Annotated in this window: 9 protein-coding genes; 6 read left to right on the forward strand and 3 right to left on the reverse strand. The window is 57.3% G+C overall.

What is annotated here, in order from left to right; translation table 11 throughout:
• Nucleotides 1–299: 299 nt before the first annotated feature.
• On the forward strand, nucleotides 300–3,152 hold the full coding sequence (locus J0X19_RS21510) for a M16 family metallopeptidase (protein ID WP_206986479.1): 2,853 nt from the start codon (nucleotides 300–302) through the stop codon (nucleotides 3,150–3,152).
• Between the two features lie 113 nt (nucleotides 3,153–3,265).
• Here the strand turns inward: J0X19_RS21510 and J0X19_RS21515 are convergent, their stop codons facing one another.
• The 3 genes from J0X19_RS21515 to J0X19_RS21525 all read right to left on the reverse strand — a co-directional run bounded on the left by J0X19_RS21515 (nucleotide 3,266) and on the right by J0X19_RS21525 (nucleotide 11,224).
• Entirely contained in the window at nucleotides 3,266–4,756 is a 1,491-nt protein-coding gene (locus J0X19_RS21515) for a RagB/SusD family nutrient uptake outer membrane protein (protein WP_206986480.1), read from the reverse strand.
• A 22-nt stretch (nucleotides 4,757–4,778) separates the two neighbouring features.
• A complete protein-coding gene (locus J0X19_RS21520; RefSeq protein WP_206986481.1) occupies nucleotides 4,779–7,922 on the reverse strand; it encodes a SusC/RagA family TonB-linked outer membrane protein in 3,144 nt (1,047 codons plus the stop codon).
• Nucleotides 7,923–8,767: 845 nt separating this feature from the next.
• Nucleotides 8,768–11,224: a prolyl oligopeptidase family serine peptidase gene (locus tag J0X19_RS21525; protein ID WP_206986482.1), complete on the reverse strand. Its 2,457-nt coding sequence runs from the start codon at nucleotides 11,222–11,224 to the stop codon at nucleotides 8,768–8,770.
• Between the two features lie 462 nt (nucleotides 11,225–11,686).
• Here J0X19_RS21525 and J0X19_RS21530 point away from each other — a divergent pair, with 462 nt between their 5' ends.
• From J0X19_RS21530 to J0X19_RS24870, 5 genes are all read left to right on the forward strand, one after another.
• Nucleotides 11,687–12,103 (forward strand): STAS/SEC14 domain-containing protein, encoded by a 417-nt coding sequence (locus tag J0X19_RS21530; protein WP_206986483.1) that lies wholly within the window; start codon nucleotides 11,687–11,689, stop codon nucleotides 12,101–12,103.
• Nucleotides 12,104–12,204: 101 nt separating this feature from the next.
• Nucleotides 12,205–12,696 (forward strand): hypothetical protein, encoded by a 492-nt coding sequence (locus J0X19_RS21535; protein WP_206986484.1) that lies wholly within the window; start codon nucleotides 12,205–12,207, stop codon nucleotides 12,694–12,696.
• 498 nt (nucleotides 12,697–13,194) lie between these two features.
• Nucleotides 13,195–14,013: an aldo/keto reductase gene (locus J0X19_RS21540; RefSeq protein ID WP_307788501.1), complete on the forward strand. Its 819-nt coding sequence runs from the start codon at nucleotides 13,195–13,197 to the stop codon at nucleotides 14,011–14,013.
• Nucleotides 14,014–14,154: 141 nt separating this feature from the next.
• Nucleotides 14,155–14,847: a hypothetical protein gene (locus J0X19_RS24865; protein WP_242583143.1), complete on the forward strand. Its 693-nt coding sequence runs from the start codon at nucleotides 14,155–14,157 to the stop codon at nucleotides 14,845–14,847.
• Complete coding sequence (locus J0X19_RS24870) at nucleotides 14,844–15,410, forward strand: FAD binding domain-containing protein (protein ID WP_242583146.1); 567 nt, start codon at nucleotides 14,844–14,846, stop codon at nucleotides 15,408–15,410. The genes J0X19_RS24865 and J0X19_RS24870 overlap by 4 nt, the downstream gene beginning before the upstream one ends.
• Nucleotides 15,411–15,417 lie beyond the last annotated feature (7 nt).

A 15,417-nucleotide genomic window follows, 5' to 3' on the forward strand; every position in this document is an offset into this window, starting at 1 on the left:
GCCGCCCGCAATGCATGAAACAAGGGCCGTACAGCCGGCGCCGTGGGGAAACGCTTTATCAATAAAGGCAATAAGAAGGAGTAAGGTGAGCCAGATAGCCATCAGTGTTGCAGCAGCTAGCCTTTGTGCTAAACCTTGAGCGCCGGATAGGTTCTCTGGCCACCTGTTCGGGCCTTTTGTTGGCCGCTTGCACCAGCCCCGGAAAACAATGCCAATGGAACCTGCCAGCGGCTTATTACCCGTTGCAATAAAACAACTACTATTGCTTTTCTTGTCTTAGCACCCACTTTCCCTCAACGATGCGTCAGACCACTAAGCTTGCAGCTTTGTTACTTGCAGCTGCTTCATTTACATCAGCTTACGGCCAAACCACCAAGAAGCCTGCTGCGGCAACCAAGGCCAACTCGTTTGCCTTGCCGTACGAAAAGTTTACGCTGGAAAATGGCTTGGAGGTGGTGCTGCACGAAGACCACTCCGACCCGATTGTGGCTTTTGCCACCGTCATGCACGTGGGTTCCAACCGCGAAAAACCAGGCAAAACCGGCTTTGCCCATTTCTTCGAGCACATGTCGTTCAACGACTCGGAGAATGCCCCGGTGGGCGCCAACCGCAAGCTCATTGAGGAGTGGGGCGGGCAGCGCAACGGCAGCACCTGGAACGATGGCACGCAGTACTACGAAGTGGTACCCAAGGATGCCTTCGACAAAATCATGTGGATCGACTCCGACCGGCTCGGCTACATGATTAAAACCGTGACGGCCGAAGCCTTGGCCCGCGAGATTCAGGTGGTGAAAAACGAGAAGCGCCAGAACTACGACAACGTGGCCTACGGCTTCACTAACGAAGTGCTGCGCAAAAACCTCTACCCCGCCGACCACCCCTACAACTGGACGGTAATTGGCTCGCTGCCGGATTTGCAGGCCGCTACCCTGGCCGACGTGCAGGAGTTCTACCACCAGTACTACGGCCCCAACAACGCCACGCTGGTAATTGCCGGCGACATCAACATTGCCGAAACCAAGGCCAAAGTGCAGCGTTGGTTCGGGGAGATTAAGAAAGGGCCGGCCGTTAAGCCGCTCGCGCCCCGGCCGGCCGGCCTCACCCAAACCAAGTCGCTGTACCTGGAAGACAACTTTGCCCGCCTGCCGCAGTTGCAGCTGGTGTTTCCCAGCATTCAGGAATACCACCGCGACACTTACGCCTTGGAGGTGCTGAGCCAGCTGCTGGCCGGCAACCGTACGTCGCCGCTGTACAAGGTGATTGTGGAAGAGCAAAAGCTGGCCCCCAACGTGGGGGCGTATCAATACAGCAGCGAGCTGGCGGGCGAGTTCATTCTTCAGGTGCGCGCCAACCCCAATACCAGTTTGCAGCAGGTGCACAGTGCCATCCAGGAAGGCCTCAAGCGGTTTGAAACCCAGGGCTTTTCCGATACCGAACTAGCCCGCATCCGGGCCAAAATTGAAACCGACTTGTACTCCGGCGTGGAATCGGTGCTGAGCAAAGCCCTACAAATGGGCCGCGACAACGAGTTTGGCAACGACCCGGCCTACATCACCAAAGCCGCAAAGCTGGCCCAGGCCGTGACGCGGGCCGACGTGATGCGGGTGTACAACCAGTACCTGAAAGGCAAACCCTATGTGATGACCAGCGTGGTGCCCAAGGGCCAGCAAAACCTGATAGTGCAGGGCGCGCAGTTGGCTTCGGTGTACCAGGAAAAAGTGGTTGCCGGGGTGCAGAACGAGGATGTAGGACAGGGCAAGGAGGCCGTGTTTGAAAAAACCGTCACCAAATACGACCGTTCCGAGCCGCCCTTCCTAGCAACGCCACTATTCAAGGTGCCGGCCATTTGGAATACCTCGCTGGCCAACGGCCTGAAAGTGTACGGCATCGATAACCGCGAAATTCCGCTCGTCTCGTTTGATGTAACGATTCCGGGTGGTCATTACCTGGACCCACTGGCCAAGGCGGGTACCGCTTCTTTGATGGCGCAGATGCTTACGCAGGGTACCGCCAGTAAAACCCCCGCCCAGCTGGAAGAAGCCATTGACTTGCTGGGAGCTACCATTTCGGTGAACAGCACCAACGAAGAAATCCGGGTGCAGGCCCGCTGCCTGGCCCGCAATTTTGCGCCCACCCTGGCGCTGGTGCAGGAAATGCTGCTACAGCCCCGCTGGGACGCCGCTGAGTTTGCGCGCCTGAAAAGCTCGTTGGCCACCAACCTGAAAGGGCAGGAAGCCAACGCAGCGTACGTAGCCAACCAGAACTTTCTCAAGCTGCTGTACGGCCCCAACCACATCCTCGGCACCCCAGGTAGTGGCACGCTGGAAACCACGGCCGGCATCACGCTGGACGATTTGAAAACCTACTACAACACCAACATCTCGCCTTCCGGGGCGGCCGTGCACGTGGTAGGCGCCATCGACCAGAACACGGTGGCGGCGGCGCTAAAGCCCTTGGAAACCAAGTGGGCCGCCAAAACCGTGGCTATGCCCAAGCAAACCATTCCAAGCCAAACCCTCGGCGGCAACGTGTATTTCATTGATGTGCCCGACGCCAAGCAGTCCGTGCTGTACATTGGCAAGCTGGCGCTGAGCGGCACCGACCCCGACCTGAGCAAAGCCACGTTTGCCAATACCTTGCTCGGGGCCGGCTCTAGCGGGCGCCTGACCCAGCTGCTGCGCATCCAGAAAGGCTACACGTACGGGGCGTATTCAACGGTGCAGGAACAAAAGGAAATGGCCCCGTTTGTGGTTTCAACGAGCGTGCGGGCCAACGCCACCGGCGCCTCGTTGCAGCTCATTCGGGAGCTACTAACCAACTACGGCCCTACCTTCAGTGCAGTGGACGCAGAAACTGCCAAAAGCAAAATCATGAAGAGCAACACCTTGGTTTACGAAAGCCAGGGCGCCAAGCTGGGCATCCTGCGCCGCATCAGTAAGTTCAACAAGTCGCCGAAGTTTCTGGAGGACGACCAGCAGCAGCTGATGCAGATGAGCGTGGCCGATTTCCAAGCTACCATTGGCAAGTATATGCCGGAAAACGAGCTGGTGTACGTGGTAGTAGGCGACAAAGCCACGCAGTACGAAGAGGTAAAGAAGTTTGCTCCCGGCAGAGTGACCTTGCTGGACGCTACGGGCAAGCCGATAAAGTAGCGCTAGAAGTATCAGTGGACATGAAAAGAGCCGCTCCTTGGAGCGGCTCTTTTCATGTCCACTGGGAGCGTGAATACACTACTTCAGGATATTCAGCCCCAGACAACGCATTGCTACAGCGGGTTCTGCACAATGGCTTTGTTGACATTGAGCTCCGCCTGCGGGAATACGAATTGCCACTCCTTGGCCCCAGGCTCAACCCGGAAGTTGCTGCCGGTAAGAATCCAGGCCCATTGCGTGATGTGGTTTTTGCCCGTTCTATCCAACGCGCTGTTGGTGCGCTTCAAGTCCAGGAACCGGAACCCTTCCCCCCACAACTCTATGCGGCGCTGGAACAGGATTTCGTCTACCAAGGCCTGCCCGGTGAAGGTGGACCGCACATACTGCGGGTCGCGCGCACTCACCAACGTAAACAGCGTGCCAGCAGCGGCAGCCAGCCCTTGCCGGGCTTGGGCTTCGGCCTGAATCAAATACAGCTCGGCTAAGCGCATGTGCGGCACGTCCCCGATGCTTAGGTTGGGGTCGGCCACCAGAAACTTCTTATGCCCGTACGGCGCCTTCACGCCCGTAGCCGGGGCCGGAATGCTGGCGCCGGTAGGGTCCCAAAGCGCCTTGCGGATGTCGGTGGCCGGAATTTGGTTGTAAAGTACCGAGTTGATCTTCTTCGGATTCTGCCGGATAACGGTCGAGCTAAAGTTGGCCGACATATAGGCGAAGAAGGAATAGAAGTAGCTGGTTTGGTCGGCTTGCATTTTGCTGCCCCATAGCCATTCCGGGTTGTCGATGCTGTTGAACCCACTCGTGTATTGCGTCCGGCTCATGAGGGTAGCGCCACTCTGCTGAATGGCTTCCTGCGCCAAGCGCGCGGCCACGGGCCAGTTTTGCATGGTGAGGGCCACCCGGGCTTTGATGCCCTTAGCTACGGCCGCATTGAAGTGGGATTTGGCCGGGCGGTTGGCCGCGCCGGTCAGCATGCCAATGGCCGCATCCAAATCCGTATTGATTTGGGTGTACACCTCCTCCACGGTAGCGCGCGGCTGGCCTACCGTCGTGTTGGTCGTCATTAGGGGTACGCCTAGCTGGCTGTTGGTTTTATTGGCGTCGTACCGCTCGCCAAATACTTGTACCAACTGAAAATGAGCCCAGGCGCGGTATACCAGCGCTTCGCCAATTATCATCTGCTTTTCCGCTTCCGGGCCGGTGGCGTTGCCTAACCCATTGATGAGCACGTTGGCATTGGCGATAACGCGGTAGTAGAAATAATACCAGGCGTGGTTGTACGTGGTGGTGGAGGTGGCATTCCGGTGGGCAATCCAGTTGTGCTCCCCAGACCACCAGCTGGTTCCTATTGTCTGCACCCAGTCTTCTCCCAGGGCATCCATCATAATCTTGTTTGAGCCTTCGCCACCTTGGTTCTGGCTGCCGTTGTGCTGTAAGTATAGTATCCGGTGGATACCGTTCAGCGCGGCCATGCCGTTTTTGGTGCTGGATAGCACGTCGCCCTCCGTTACGGCCGTGGTGGGGGCGGTTTCCAGGTACTCCTTGTCGCAGGAGGAAAAAATCATGGCGCTGGCTAGCAACGCGCTGTATATCGTCTTTTTCATGACCAATCAGTCCAATCAGTTGCTACAAAGAAAGATTCAACCCCAGCGAAAGCACCCGGGCAGGCACATATACCGCCGACGTGGTACCCGAGAAAGTCTGGGCCACGTTCATGCCTTTGCGCTTGGAAACCAGCGCCAGGTTTTCACCCGTAGCGAAGATGTTCACGTTGCGCAGCTTGAGGCGGGTGGTGAGAGGAGCCGGAATGTTGTAGCTCAAGCTCATCGAACGGAAGTTCAGGTACGAGGCGTCAATCAGCCACCGGTCGGAAGCGGCGGCTAAGTTGGCCGTATTGCCGGCTTGCATTTTCGGCACGTCGGTGATATCACCGGGGTTTTGCCACCGGTCCAGCATGTCTTTGTGCATGGCACCGCCGTAGGTGCCGTGGTTCATCAGGGTGGCATACTGGCTGTCGTAGAACTTGCCCCCTACCGAGTAGGTAAGCAGTGCCGACAGGGTGAAGCCCTTGTAAGAGAAGGTATTGGTAATGCCGCCCGAGAACTTCGGAATGGCCGTGCCGGCGTAATGGAACCGGGCGTTGTTGGCATTCGAAGTCACGGTATCGGCGCCGATGATCTTGCTGTTGGCCTCAATGTAGGTGTTGGCGCGGTAGAGGGCATTGCCGTTATCGGGGTCAACGCCGTAGTACTCGCGCAGCCAGAACGACTGCAAATCCTCGCCTACTTTCAGCTTCTTGGTGCCGGATACCAGCTCGGGGTAAGGCAGCTTGGTTATCTCGTTTTTGAAAGTGGTCCAGTTGACATCCAGGTTCCAGTTGAAGGCGTCGGTTTTGATGATGTCACCGGCCAGCCGCAGCTCGACCCCCTGGTTGTACATCGTGCCCACGTTTTCAATCCGGTTGGCTACCCCGCTCGACAGCGGCAGCTGCACCTCAAACAACAGGTCCTTGGAGGTCCGCTTGAAATACTCCGCCGAACCGTTCAGGCGGTTTTTGAACAAGGAGAATTCCAACCCCGCATCGAAGCTGTTGTTCTTTTCCCACACCAGGCCCCGGTTGCCTAAGCTTGCTTGCGAGAAGCCCGGCTCGGCGGCATTGTTCTGGCCCAGCGTGTAGAGCGCCTGCCACGCGTAGTATTGGTTGCCGTCGGCATTTTCCAGGTTTTCGTTGCCCACCTGGCCGTACGACGACCGGAGCTTCACCATGTCAACCCAGTTGGGCTTGGTGAAGAAGGTTTCCTGATCCAAGCGCCAAGAGCCCCCCACCGACCAGAAGCTACCCCAGCGCACGTCCTTGTAGAACCGGGAAGACCCGTCGCGCCGATACGAGGCCGACACGGTGTACTTGTCGTTGTACGTGTAGTTTGCCCGCCCGAAGTACGACTCTATCCGGTGTTCCTGCAGGTAGGTGTTGAAGCTGTTGATGGTGCTGAAGTTCTGCAGCTCGGTGTTGTCGGCAATTACCTCTCCCGACTTGGTGCCGCTCAGGTAGTCCCGGCTCCGGTTGTAGTTCTCGTGGCCTACCAAGAAATCCACCGTGTGCACGTCCGCCAGCGTGCGGGTGTAGTTGAGCAGCTGGTTGGCGGTGTAGCTCGTCAGGTTGTAGAGCACGCGGCCCGCCCGGCCGGCCGGCGCCCCATCCCCTACCACGGTGTTCTCGTAGGTCTGCTCTTCGTAGTTGGTGATATCCGCCGCGAAGTTGGCCGTGAACTTGAAGTCTTTCAGGAAGGTGATTTCCCCGTAGGTTCGGCCACCCAGCACATTGCGCCGGTAGAGGTAGTTGTTCCATTCGGTTTCGGCCACAATGTGCCGGCCGGGGTACACGGGGCGGGTCATAGTGGGCGAGGAGCCGCCCAAATCATATATCCGTTGGCCATTCGCATCGAGCACGTATTCTCCGGTAGTCGGGTCGTGCTGATAGATGGGGTAGATAGGCCCCACGCCGCGGCTGAAGAAGAAGGGGTTTACGAAGCCCGTGGAGCTGCCCGTATTGGCCTGGTTGGAGTTGGTGAGGGTGTAGTTCAGGTTCACGCCCGCCTTAAACCACTTGGTTAGGTTGCTGTTGACGTTCAGCCGGCCCGCGAACCGCTGGAAGTCCGACTTAATTACATACCCTTTCTCGTTCAGGTAGCCCAGCGAAACGTAGTAGTCGCTCTTCTCAGACCCGCCGTTGAAGCTCACGGTATAGTCGGAGCGGGAACCGTCCCGGGTCAGGGCTTTTTCCCAGTCCAGGTCGTCGCCCCACAGCAACTGCGCATCCGGGTTCAGGGTGCCGTCGGGCAGAACAATCTGGTTGTTCGGCACATTGAACGGGTTGTAGCCCAACAGGCCCTTGATGTCATTGGTGGCCCGCTGGCTGGCCTGCGCAATGGTAACGGTGTTGCTAACCAGGCTATTCCGGTAGGCTTCCCACATCAAGGGGTAATACTCCTGCGCGTTTACCCGCTCATACTCAGGCACCGCCCGCGAGGAAACGCCCTGCAACGCTCTCAGATTCACTTGTACCCGGTCTTTCTTGCCCTTCTTGGTGGTAATCATCACCACTCCGTTGGTGGCCCGGGAGCCGTAGAGGGCGGTGGAGGCGGCATCCTTCAGCACCGAGATGCTCGCAATATCCTCCGTGTTCAGGTTCGACAAACCGGCCGTGTACGGTACGCCGTCCACTACGTACAGCGGGTCGTTGGCGTAGTTCACCGAGCTGAACCCGCGGATGCGGATATCCGGGCCGGCACCCGGCTGCCCGGAACCCGCCGAAACCTGCACCCCGGGAGCTTGGCCCGCAATGGCGTTGGTAATGTTGGTTACTGGCCGTTGCGCCAGCTTCTCGGCCCCAATCTGCGCCACGGAGCCGGTGTACGTAGCCGGGTCGGCGGTGCCATATGCTACTACCACTACCTCGTTGAGGCTTTTGGAGTCGCTGGCCAAACTCACGTTGATTGTGGACTGGCTGCCAACGGTCACCTCTTTGTTGAGGTAGCCAATGAAGGTAAACACCAGCGTACCTCCGCCGGCCGGTACACTGATGCTGTAGTTGCCCTTTTCATCAGTTGGTGCCGCCGTGGAAGTCTCTTTCAAATGAACGGTTACCCCAGGCATTCCTTCGCCGGTAATGGCATCCGTTACTCGCCCTGTCACCGCCTTGCTTTGCGCCCACGCCTGCATGGGGAGGGCCGACATCAAAACAAAGCTGGAAAGTAAAGCTTTCTTCATATGGATTATGATTTGTTGAATGAACGAGTGTTGATTGCCCTGTTCTACTGTTTCCCTGCCCCTTCCCGGTTTGCCGCTTGCCCTACACTTGCTATTCTATCTCAGGCAGTTGAAAGGCCTAGCTCTAACTACCTCAGTAGCTACCCCACGAATGACCTGTATGCACGCTCCAAAAGCAGCAAGAAACGGTGCTAGGAGCACCTCAGTGGCGGGCAGTTTCCGGCAGCTATATTCCTGTTGCTACTCCTGAGTGGAGCGCACCAACGTACTCACAATGATGGGTATAAGCCAGAAAAGGAGCCTGAACAATGGCTGGTGTACTTGAGCGTACCGACCCTGCTACATTTACTATTTTACCGGTAACATTCTACTCTCTTGTCCACAAATGGCCCTTTTTTGATGTCGGCCTCGCAAACAGCAATGAGTGTAATGTCTTCCCATGCAAGTGGTGTTATAAGTTGAGCTACTTCCAGTTATAAGTGCTAATTAAAAACATAATATTAACAATTGCATAATCAGGGTAGCATTTTTATTTATAAATAAGCCCTGATATTACGAATATTGCAATCGATTTCTTAATAGGTTATCTTGTAGAAGTAATATAAATTGCAAGTTTAAAGGTGTATTTCTGTACTTTTTCAAGTAAACATTGTCTCTACATGTTTTTTAATGCAGACACTAGCAAAAAGGAAAGCATCGTTCACCTGATACAGGGTTAGAAAAACCTGAGTAGCGGCTGTTCCGGAAAAGAGAACCGGCCATAGGGATAGATGCACATGAAAAAGCCTGAATTACCAAGTGGTAGTTCAGGCTTTTCGCTTTTAATGGACGCTTTTTTTAGTGCACTAATTTGCTGGCTTAAGTGGCTTCACGTATTTCTCCAGCCACGCATTTGTCTCCCACAATACGTGGAGCATGTTTTCGCGGGCGGCATAGCCATGAGCCTCAGCCGGCAGCACTATGTAGCGCGCGGTAGCGCCTTGCCCTTTGAGAGCGGAAAAGTACCGCTCACTCTGAATGGGGAAAGTGCCCTGGTTGTTGTCGGCCTCGCCGTGAATCAGCAGGATGGGCGTTTTCATTTTGTCGGCGTAGTTGAACGGCGACATGGTGTTGTACACTTCGGGCACCTGCCAGTAGCTGCGCTCTTCGCCCTGGAAACCGTAAGGCGTGAGGGTGCGGTTGTAGGCGCCGCTACGGGCAATACCCGCTTTAAACAAGTTGGAGTGCGACAACAGATTGGCCGTCATGAAGGCGCCGTAGCTGTGGCCCATCACGCCCACCCGGTCGGCGTCCACTACGCCCAGGCGGGCTCCTTCATCAATGGCCGCCTTGGCGCTGCTCACCAGCTGCTCGATGTAGGTGTCGTTGGGGTCTTTGCTGCCCTCGCCCACTATCGGCACGCTGGCGTTTTCTAGCACGGCGTAGCCCTGCGTAACCCAGAATACCGGCGAGCCGCCCCCCAGGCGCGTGAAGGTGTAGGGTGAGCCGCTAACCTGCCCGGCAGTGTTTTTGTCCTTGAATTCCAGAGGATAAGCCGACATAAGCGTGGGCAGCGGGCCGTCGCTTTTCTTGTAGTTCGGGGGCAGGTAGAGGTTGGCCGTCAAATCCACGCCATCAGCGCGCTTGTATTTCAGCACCTGCTTCGGGAAGCTGCCGCCAAACGCCGCATACGGATTCGGGAATTTGGTTACGGCCGTGAGCTTGTCCTTTTTAGTGGCGTCGCGCAGGTAGTAGTTCGGCGACTGAGTGAGCGACTCGCGGCGGGTGAGCAACTGCCGGTTCTTGCCGCTGGCATCCAGAATGGCCACTGGCACCTCGTACACGGGGGCTGCTGACCGCCACCAGCGGGTGGTTTTCTTGCTGGTTAAGTCCAGCTCATCCACGAAAGGCCGGTCGCCTTCGGGCGAAGCCCCCGCGCCTAGCAAGTACACGCTTTGGCCCGTAGGCCCACCCGTGAGCAGCACCGATTTGCCCTGAGCATTGCGGTGCTCGTACGGCGTGCCGGGGTCCTTGTACTTATCCTCCGACGACCCCTCGAACAACACGGCAAGCGGTGCGCTGGGCTTGCTCGGGTTCAGTTGCCAGGTGGTTTCGTGGCGGTCGGCCCAACGGTAGCCACCCACCAAAGCCAGTTGGCTGGTGCCCCAGCTGAGGCCGCCAAAGCGCAAGGGCAAAGCAGCCAGCTCTTGCGGCGCACTCGTAAATGGCGCTTCCAGGGTGAATATTTTGTCGCGAATGTTGGCTTTCGTTTTGGGGTTGCCGCCGTCCTGGGCCTCCACGTAGTAGAGCGTGGCGGGCGCATCGGCACGCCAGCCATGGTTACGCGGGCCAGTGGGGGCTGCATCGTTGCCAATGGGCACGGCGTCGGCCAAAGGCAAATCAACCACCGATTTCACCGAGGCTCCGGTAGCCAAATCCAGCACATCGATGCGCTGCGGGAACCGGCTGATGGGCAGCGTATAAGAATACGGCCGGTGGCGGGTGCGCAGCATTACGTATTTGCCATCGGGTGAGGGCGAGGCCGTTTGAATCAGGCCGGGCTGACCCAGAGGCTGCGCCGTGCCATCGGCAACGTTCACCTTCACCAGCTGGGAAGTGGCGTAATAGTCAAACAGCCGCTCATCGGCGGGGTTTTTCAGCAGATCCTGGTAAGTGCGGGCTGCCGTTTTGATGCCGCCACCGCTTTCCTGTACCGCCGGGCCGGTAGGCGCAGTGTCGGCCGAAGGCGCGGCACCCCGGCCAGCCGGCACGATGCAGGCCAAAATCGTTTTGCTATCGGAAACCCAATCAAAGGAATTGCCAAACGCATCGTTGAGGGGCGTGGACAGTAGGCGGCGGGCCGTGGCCCCGGCCACATCAGCCACCCAAAGTTCCACGCGGCCGTCGGTGCCGGAGCCGGGCGTGGTCAGGGCGAAGGCAATGGTTTTGTTGTCAGGCGACCAGCTCACGTCGCTGATACGGGCCTGAGCCGGTAGGCCTTTTACCTCGATTTCGGTACCGTTGGGCAAGGTTTTCAGCTTGATGCCCACCGCGTAGCTCACCCGGCTCTGGCCGTTGGTACGCGGGTTGATGCGCAAGCCCGCCAAGCGCAGCTCGGGTTGCGCCAGTTCGGCTACGGTCGGAAAGTCCTGCACTTGCAGCAAAGCCAGCGTGCGGCCATTTGAGGCAAGGCTGACGCGGGGCGTGGGCGGTGCCAGCAGCAGATCCTGAAGCGCTTTAGGCGGAGTTTGATACTTAAAATCCTGGCCCTCAGACACAACAGCAACAAGTAATAACGTGGCGGAAAGAAACAGTGTTTTCATAGGCAGAAATGAGAAGAGAAGCTATTGTAGCACGCTGCCCCGAATGACAAGGTAACCCGGATGCGGGTTGCGGCTACTGCTCGGAAAGAAAACAAGTAATACAGGATATGGCGCTTTAGCAGCTGGCAGCCAAGTGCATAGCCTTTACCATCACCAAAAGCAAAGACGCCGAACAAACCCAACAAAACAGGTTTCACGCAGATGCCGCCAGGTAAGGCAATTGATGAAACCCGAACATAATAAAGTTTAATCTTTCTTTCGTCATAAAAGACAACTTTATCCAGCCGGATACTTTACAACTTCGGCTTGTTCTCAGAATGGGTTCCGGGTTTCGAGAGCAGGGGTGTAATCCAAATCGGTTGCTTTGCGTATTACTGCTTTTGTAACGCGCTTATAGTTCGGCTTTTCGCATTTCATTCTGCACCCGCCAGTGCCTCTTGTTTATCGATTCCTTTCTCACGCATGCCCCTCGAATTAGTTAACGGATTCGGTCACGTATATCTCACCATTGAGTATGATGCGGCCAATCAGTGGGTGTATAATAACTGGCTTGGTTACCAGACATATATTGGTATTATTGCCGGTGCCGATGCCTGCCTGCACCCGCTACGCGAGCATCAATGTGCCTACCTGCTCAACGACAACCGCCATGTGCTGGGCCCCTGGGACCACGCCGTAGAATGGATTGCCAAGGACTGGGCCCCTAGAGCCAGCGCGCAAGGCCTGACGCATTTTGCGCAGGTTGTCAGCCCCGAAGCACTGGCCGCTCTTTCTGGCGAGGCGATGCACGTAGGCATCGGCGACCAACTACAGATGCGCTTGTTCTCGACTATTGAGGAGGCTCAGGAATGGCTACGCCAGGCACAAGGACGCGCCTGATTGGTTTTTTGCTTGTGTAGCCTCTCTTGCAGCCGAGGAAGGCAGCTCCTATTAACCTCTACCACCCAGCTAATTGCGGCGGGATTTCGCTACTTTTCTCTATGAGTACATCTGCTTCAAGCGCTGATATTTCCATGCAGCCCGAGATTAATGCGTTTACGGCTTGCCTACAGCAGGGGACGCATCAGGCGCTGGAATACCTCAACAGCCGCACCCCGCACCGTTACACTGGCGTATTTCGCTTCGATGGGGAGATGCTACGCAATGAAGCACTCTTTGACCGTTATCAGCCCGCGGTTCGGCAGGGCGAGGATGTACCCCTTGCCGTAACGTATTGTGCACTGGTGGGCCGCCAGCAGGCCCCACTCCAGATTCTCGACGCGCTAACAGATCCGCAAGCGGCCGGGGTGGAAACGCCTGTTATTTCCTACTGCGGCGTGCTGATCCGCGACGCTCAGGGCAGAGCGTATGGTACGCTCTGCCACTACGATTTGCAGCGCTGCCAGGAGCGCACCACCGATTTGCCTTTGCTTGAGGAGGCTGCACGGCTATTACACCATAAGCTGCACCCGCAAAGCCAGTCCTCGAACTAATAAACGCAGGTAATAAGCTCATAGCCAATAAAGTATAATATTGCTAGCGGAAGGGCCGGCCCAAGCGGCGGCTACGCCAGGGTAACAGCATGCTAGGCCCCACCAGGGGGGCAAGCATTGGCCCGGCCCTCTCTTGAAGCAGCCCATGACCCACGTGGCACTTGTGCCCCACACCAAGAAGGGTGGGGCCAGGTGGCAGCCGCCAGCAACTGCCCCGCAATACCAAAGGGCAAACCAACTACGGGCGTGTCGGTGAGGCATCAGCCCACGAAACTCCGCGCCGGAAATTGTTTGAATTGTATACTCTTTGGTTTGGTTCGCTTTTTCCGGCCGCGCTAAACTGCCGGACCTTTGCAGGGCAAATCAGTAGCAGCGAGGGCCGTTCCGCAAGCGGGAATGAGTGCCGCCGTGACAAAAGGCGTGGCGTCAGCGTGCGTCTTTACAATCAACTTATTCGGGTACACCATGCAGACAGTAGCGTTAAACAACGGCGTCAGAATGCCCCTGCTAGGCTTCGGCGTGTTCCAGGTTCCTGACCCCACCGAGTGTGAAAACAGCGTGTACGAAGCCATAAAGGCCGGCTACCGGCTCATTGACACCGCGGCGGCCTATATGAACGAGGAAGCCGTGGGCCGGGCTATCCAGCGTAGTGGCGTACCACGCGAGGAATTATTTATCACCACCAAGCTTTGGGTGCAGGATGCCAGCTACGAAGGCGCCAAGCAGGCGTTTGAAATATCCAGGCGGAAGCTCGGGCTCGACTACCTGGACTTGTACCTCATTCACCAGCCCTACGGTGACGTGCACGGGGCCTGGCGGGCAATGGAAGAACTTTATCAGGCAGGCCGCATCAAGGCCATTGGCGTCAGCAACTTTGCGCCCGACCGGCTGATGGACTTTATCGTGCAGCATGCGGTGGTGCCCGCCGTGAACCAGGTGGAAACACACCCCTTTCATCAGCAGGTAGAGGAGCAGCAGTTCATGGCCGAGAATAAGGTGCAGATTGAGTCGTGGGGGCCATTTGCCGAGGGCAAGAACAACCTGTTCCGCAACGAGCTGCTGGGCTCCATTGCCGGCAAGTATCAGAAATCGGTGGCCCAGGTGGTCTTGCGCTGGCTTATCCAGCGCGGGGTGGTTGCCATTCCAAAGTCCGTGCGCCCCGAGCGGATGGCTGAGAACTTCAACATCTTCGACTTCGAGTTGAGCTCAGAGGATATGCAGGCTATTGCCACGCTCGACACCAAGGCCAGCCTTTTCTTCGACCACCGCGACCCAAACATGGTCAAGTGGATTAGCGAGCGGAAAATTCACGATTAACCGCCAATCAGCTGAACCCAAGGTGCCAGCAGCTGCGCCCCGTACTTGCTAGCGCCTTGGACTAGTGAGGCGCATTGGGTGCAAAGAAGTATCTTTCCTGACGCAGCACCCGCAGAAGAGAGCTTTTACCGCTTAACCATTATGGCCCTCGGAGTAGCCCTCACCACGCAGCCCATGACCAGCCACGACGACCTGAATCCTCAGGAGCTGAAGCTAAAGGGGGTTAAGGCGTATCAGGTTGATACGGCCGCCGGCCCGAGCCATGCGTACCGCCGCCGCGACTTTTACAAGGTGGCGCTTGTCACCAGTCCTTGCACCGTCCATTATGCAGACCGTAGCATTGGCATTAGTGGCCCCAGCCTCATGTTTGCCAACCCACACATTCCTTACTCCGTGGAGTTGCACGACCCGCGGCTGACAGGATACGCGTGCTTGTTCACGGAGGCATTTATGAAAGAAAACGACCGGTCGGAAAGTCTGCAACAGTCGCCGCTGTTCAAAGTCGGCGGTACGCCCATCTTTCATCTGAGCGCGGAGCAGGCTGCTTATGCCAAGAGTATCTTCCAGAAGATTCTGACCGAGCAGAATACCGAGTATCTCTACAAGGGCGACTTGATTCGTACGTACCTGCAATTGCTTATCCACGAGGCGCTTCGCATGCAGCCCACCGAGAGCTTCGTGCAGCACAAAAACGCTTCGTCGCGCATTACCGCCCTGTTTTTGGAGCTGCTGGAACGGCTGTTTCCGGTGGAGAGCCCCGACCAAGCCATGCTTTCCGCGACGCAGCCTTTGCCTGCAACAAGCGGGTCCCTGGCTCCGGCTGCCCTGCCTTGAAAGGCGACAATCACAACCTGGCTATTCTCGGGGTGAGCGACAGCTGCATTGCCAATTCCTACCCCGGCGACTTGTCGGTGGCTTTGGCTGCCTTTGATGCGGTGCTTACGCTTGAAAAGGGGAAGGGCAAGCAGCGGCAGGTACCTCTCACCGATTTCTACCTGCTCCCTGGCAGTACGCCCCACAGGGAAACGGTGCTCGAACCCGGTGAGTTGATTGTGGCCGTTACCATTCCCACTGCCGCGCACGCCCAGCGCTCCACTTACTTGAAAGTGTGTGAGCGTAGCAGCTACGCCTACGCCCTGGCCTCCGCTGCGGTGGGGCTGGACGTGCAGAGTGGCACCATCCGTTCGGCCCGGGTGGCGCTAGGTGGGGTAGGGGCCCAGCCTTGGCGCAGCAGGGAAGCAGAAAAGGCGCTGACTGGCCAGCCGGCTACGGAAACTACTTTCCGGGTGGCCGCTGCTGCCGCCTTGCAGGGCGCGCAGCCCCGTGAGCACAACCGCTATAAAGTGGAGCTGGCACAAAACACCCTCGTGCGTGCCTTGCAGCAGGTCACGGCGTAATTCTATC

The organism is Hymenobacter telluris, from assembly GCF_017313265.1.
Classification (GTDB): domain Bacteria; phylum Bacteroidota; class Bacteroidia; order Cytophagales; family Hymenobacteraceae; genus Hymenobacter; species Hymenobacter telluris.

Excerpts from the sequence above, each read along its gene's own strand:
- J0X19_RS21510 (WP_206986479.1), top strand. The coding sequence starts at position 300 with ATGCGTCAGACCACTAAGCTTGCAGCTTTGTTACTTGCAGCTGCTTCA.
- J0X19_RS24865 (WP_242583143.1), top strand. The coding sequence starts at position 14,155 with ATGGCCCTCGGAGTAGCCCTCACCACGCAGCCCATGACCAGCCACGAC.
- J0X19_RS21540 (WP_307788501.1), top strand. The coding sequence starts at position 13,195 with ATGCCCCTGCTAGGCTTCGGCGTGTTCCAGGTTCCTGACCCCACCGAG.
- J0X19_RS21520 (WP_206986481.1), bottom strand. The coding sequence starts at position 7,922 with ATGAAGAAAGCTTTACTTTCCAGCTTTGTTTTGATGTCGGCCCTCCCC.
- J0X19_RS21535 (WP_206986484.1), top strand. The coding sequence starts at position 12,205 with ATGAGTACATCTGCTTCAAGCGCTGATATTTCCATGCAGCCCGAGATT.
- J0X19_RS21530 (WP_206986483.1), top strand. The coding sequence starts at position 11,687 with ATGCCCCTCGAATTAGTTAACGGATTCGGTCACGTATATCTCACCATT.
- J0X19_RS21525 (WP_206986482.1), bottom strand. The coding sequence starts at position 11,224 with ATGAAAACACTGTTTCTTTCCGCCACGTTATTACTTGTTGCTGTTGTG.
- J0X19_RS21515 (WP_206986480.1), bottom strand. The coding sequence starts at position 4,756 with ATGAAAAAGACGATATACAGCGCGTTGCTAGCCAGCGCCATGATTTTT.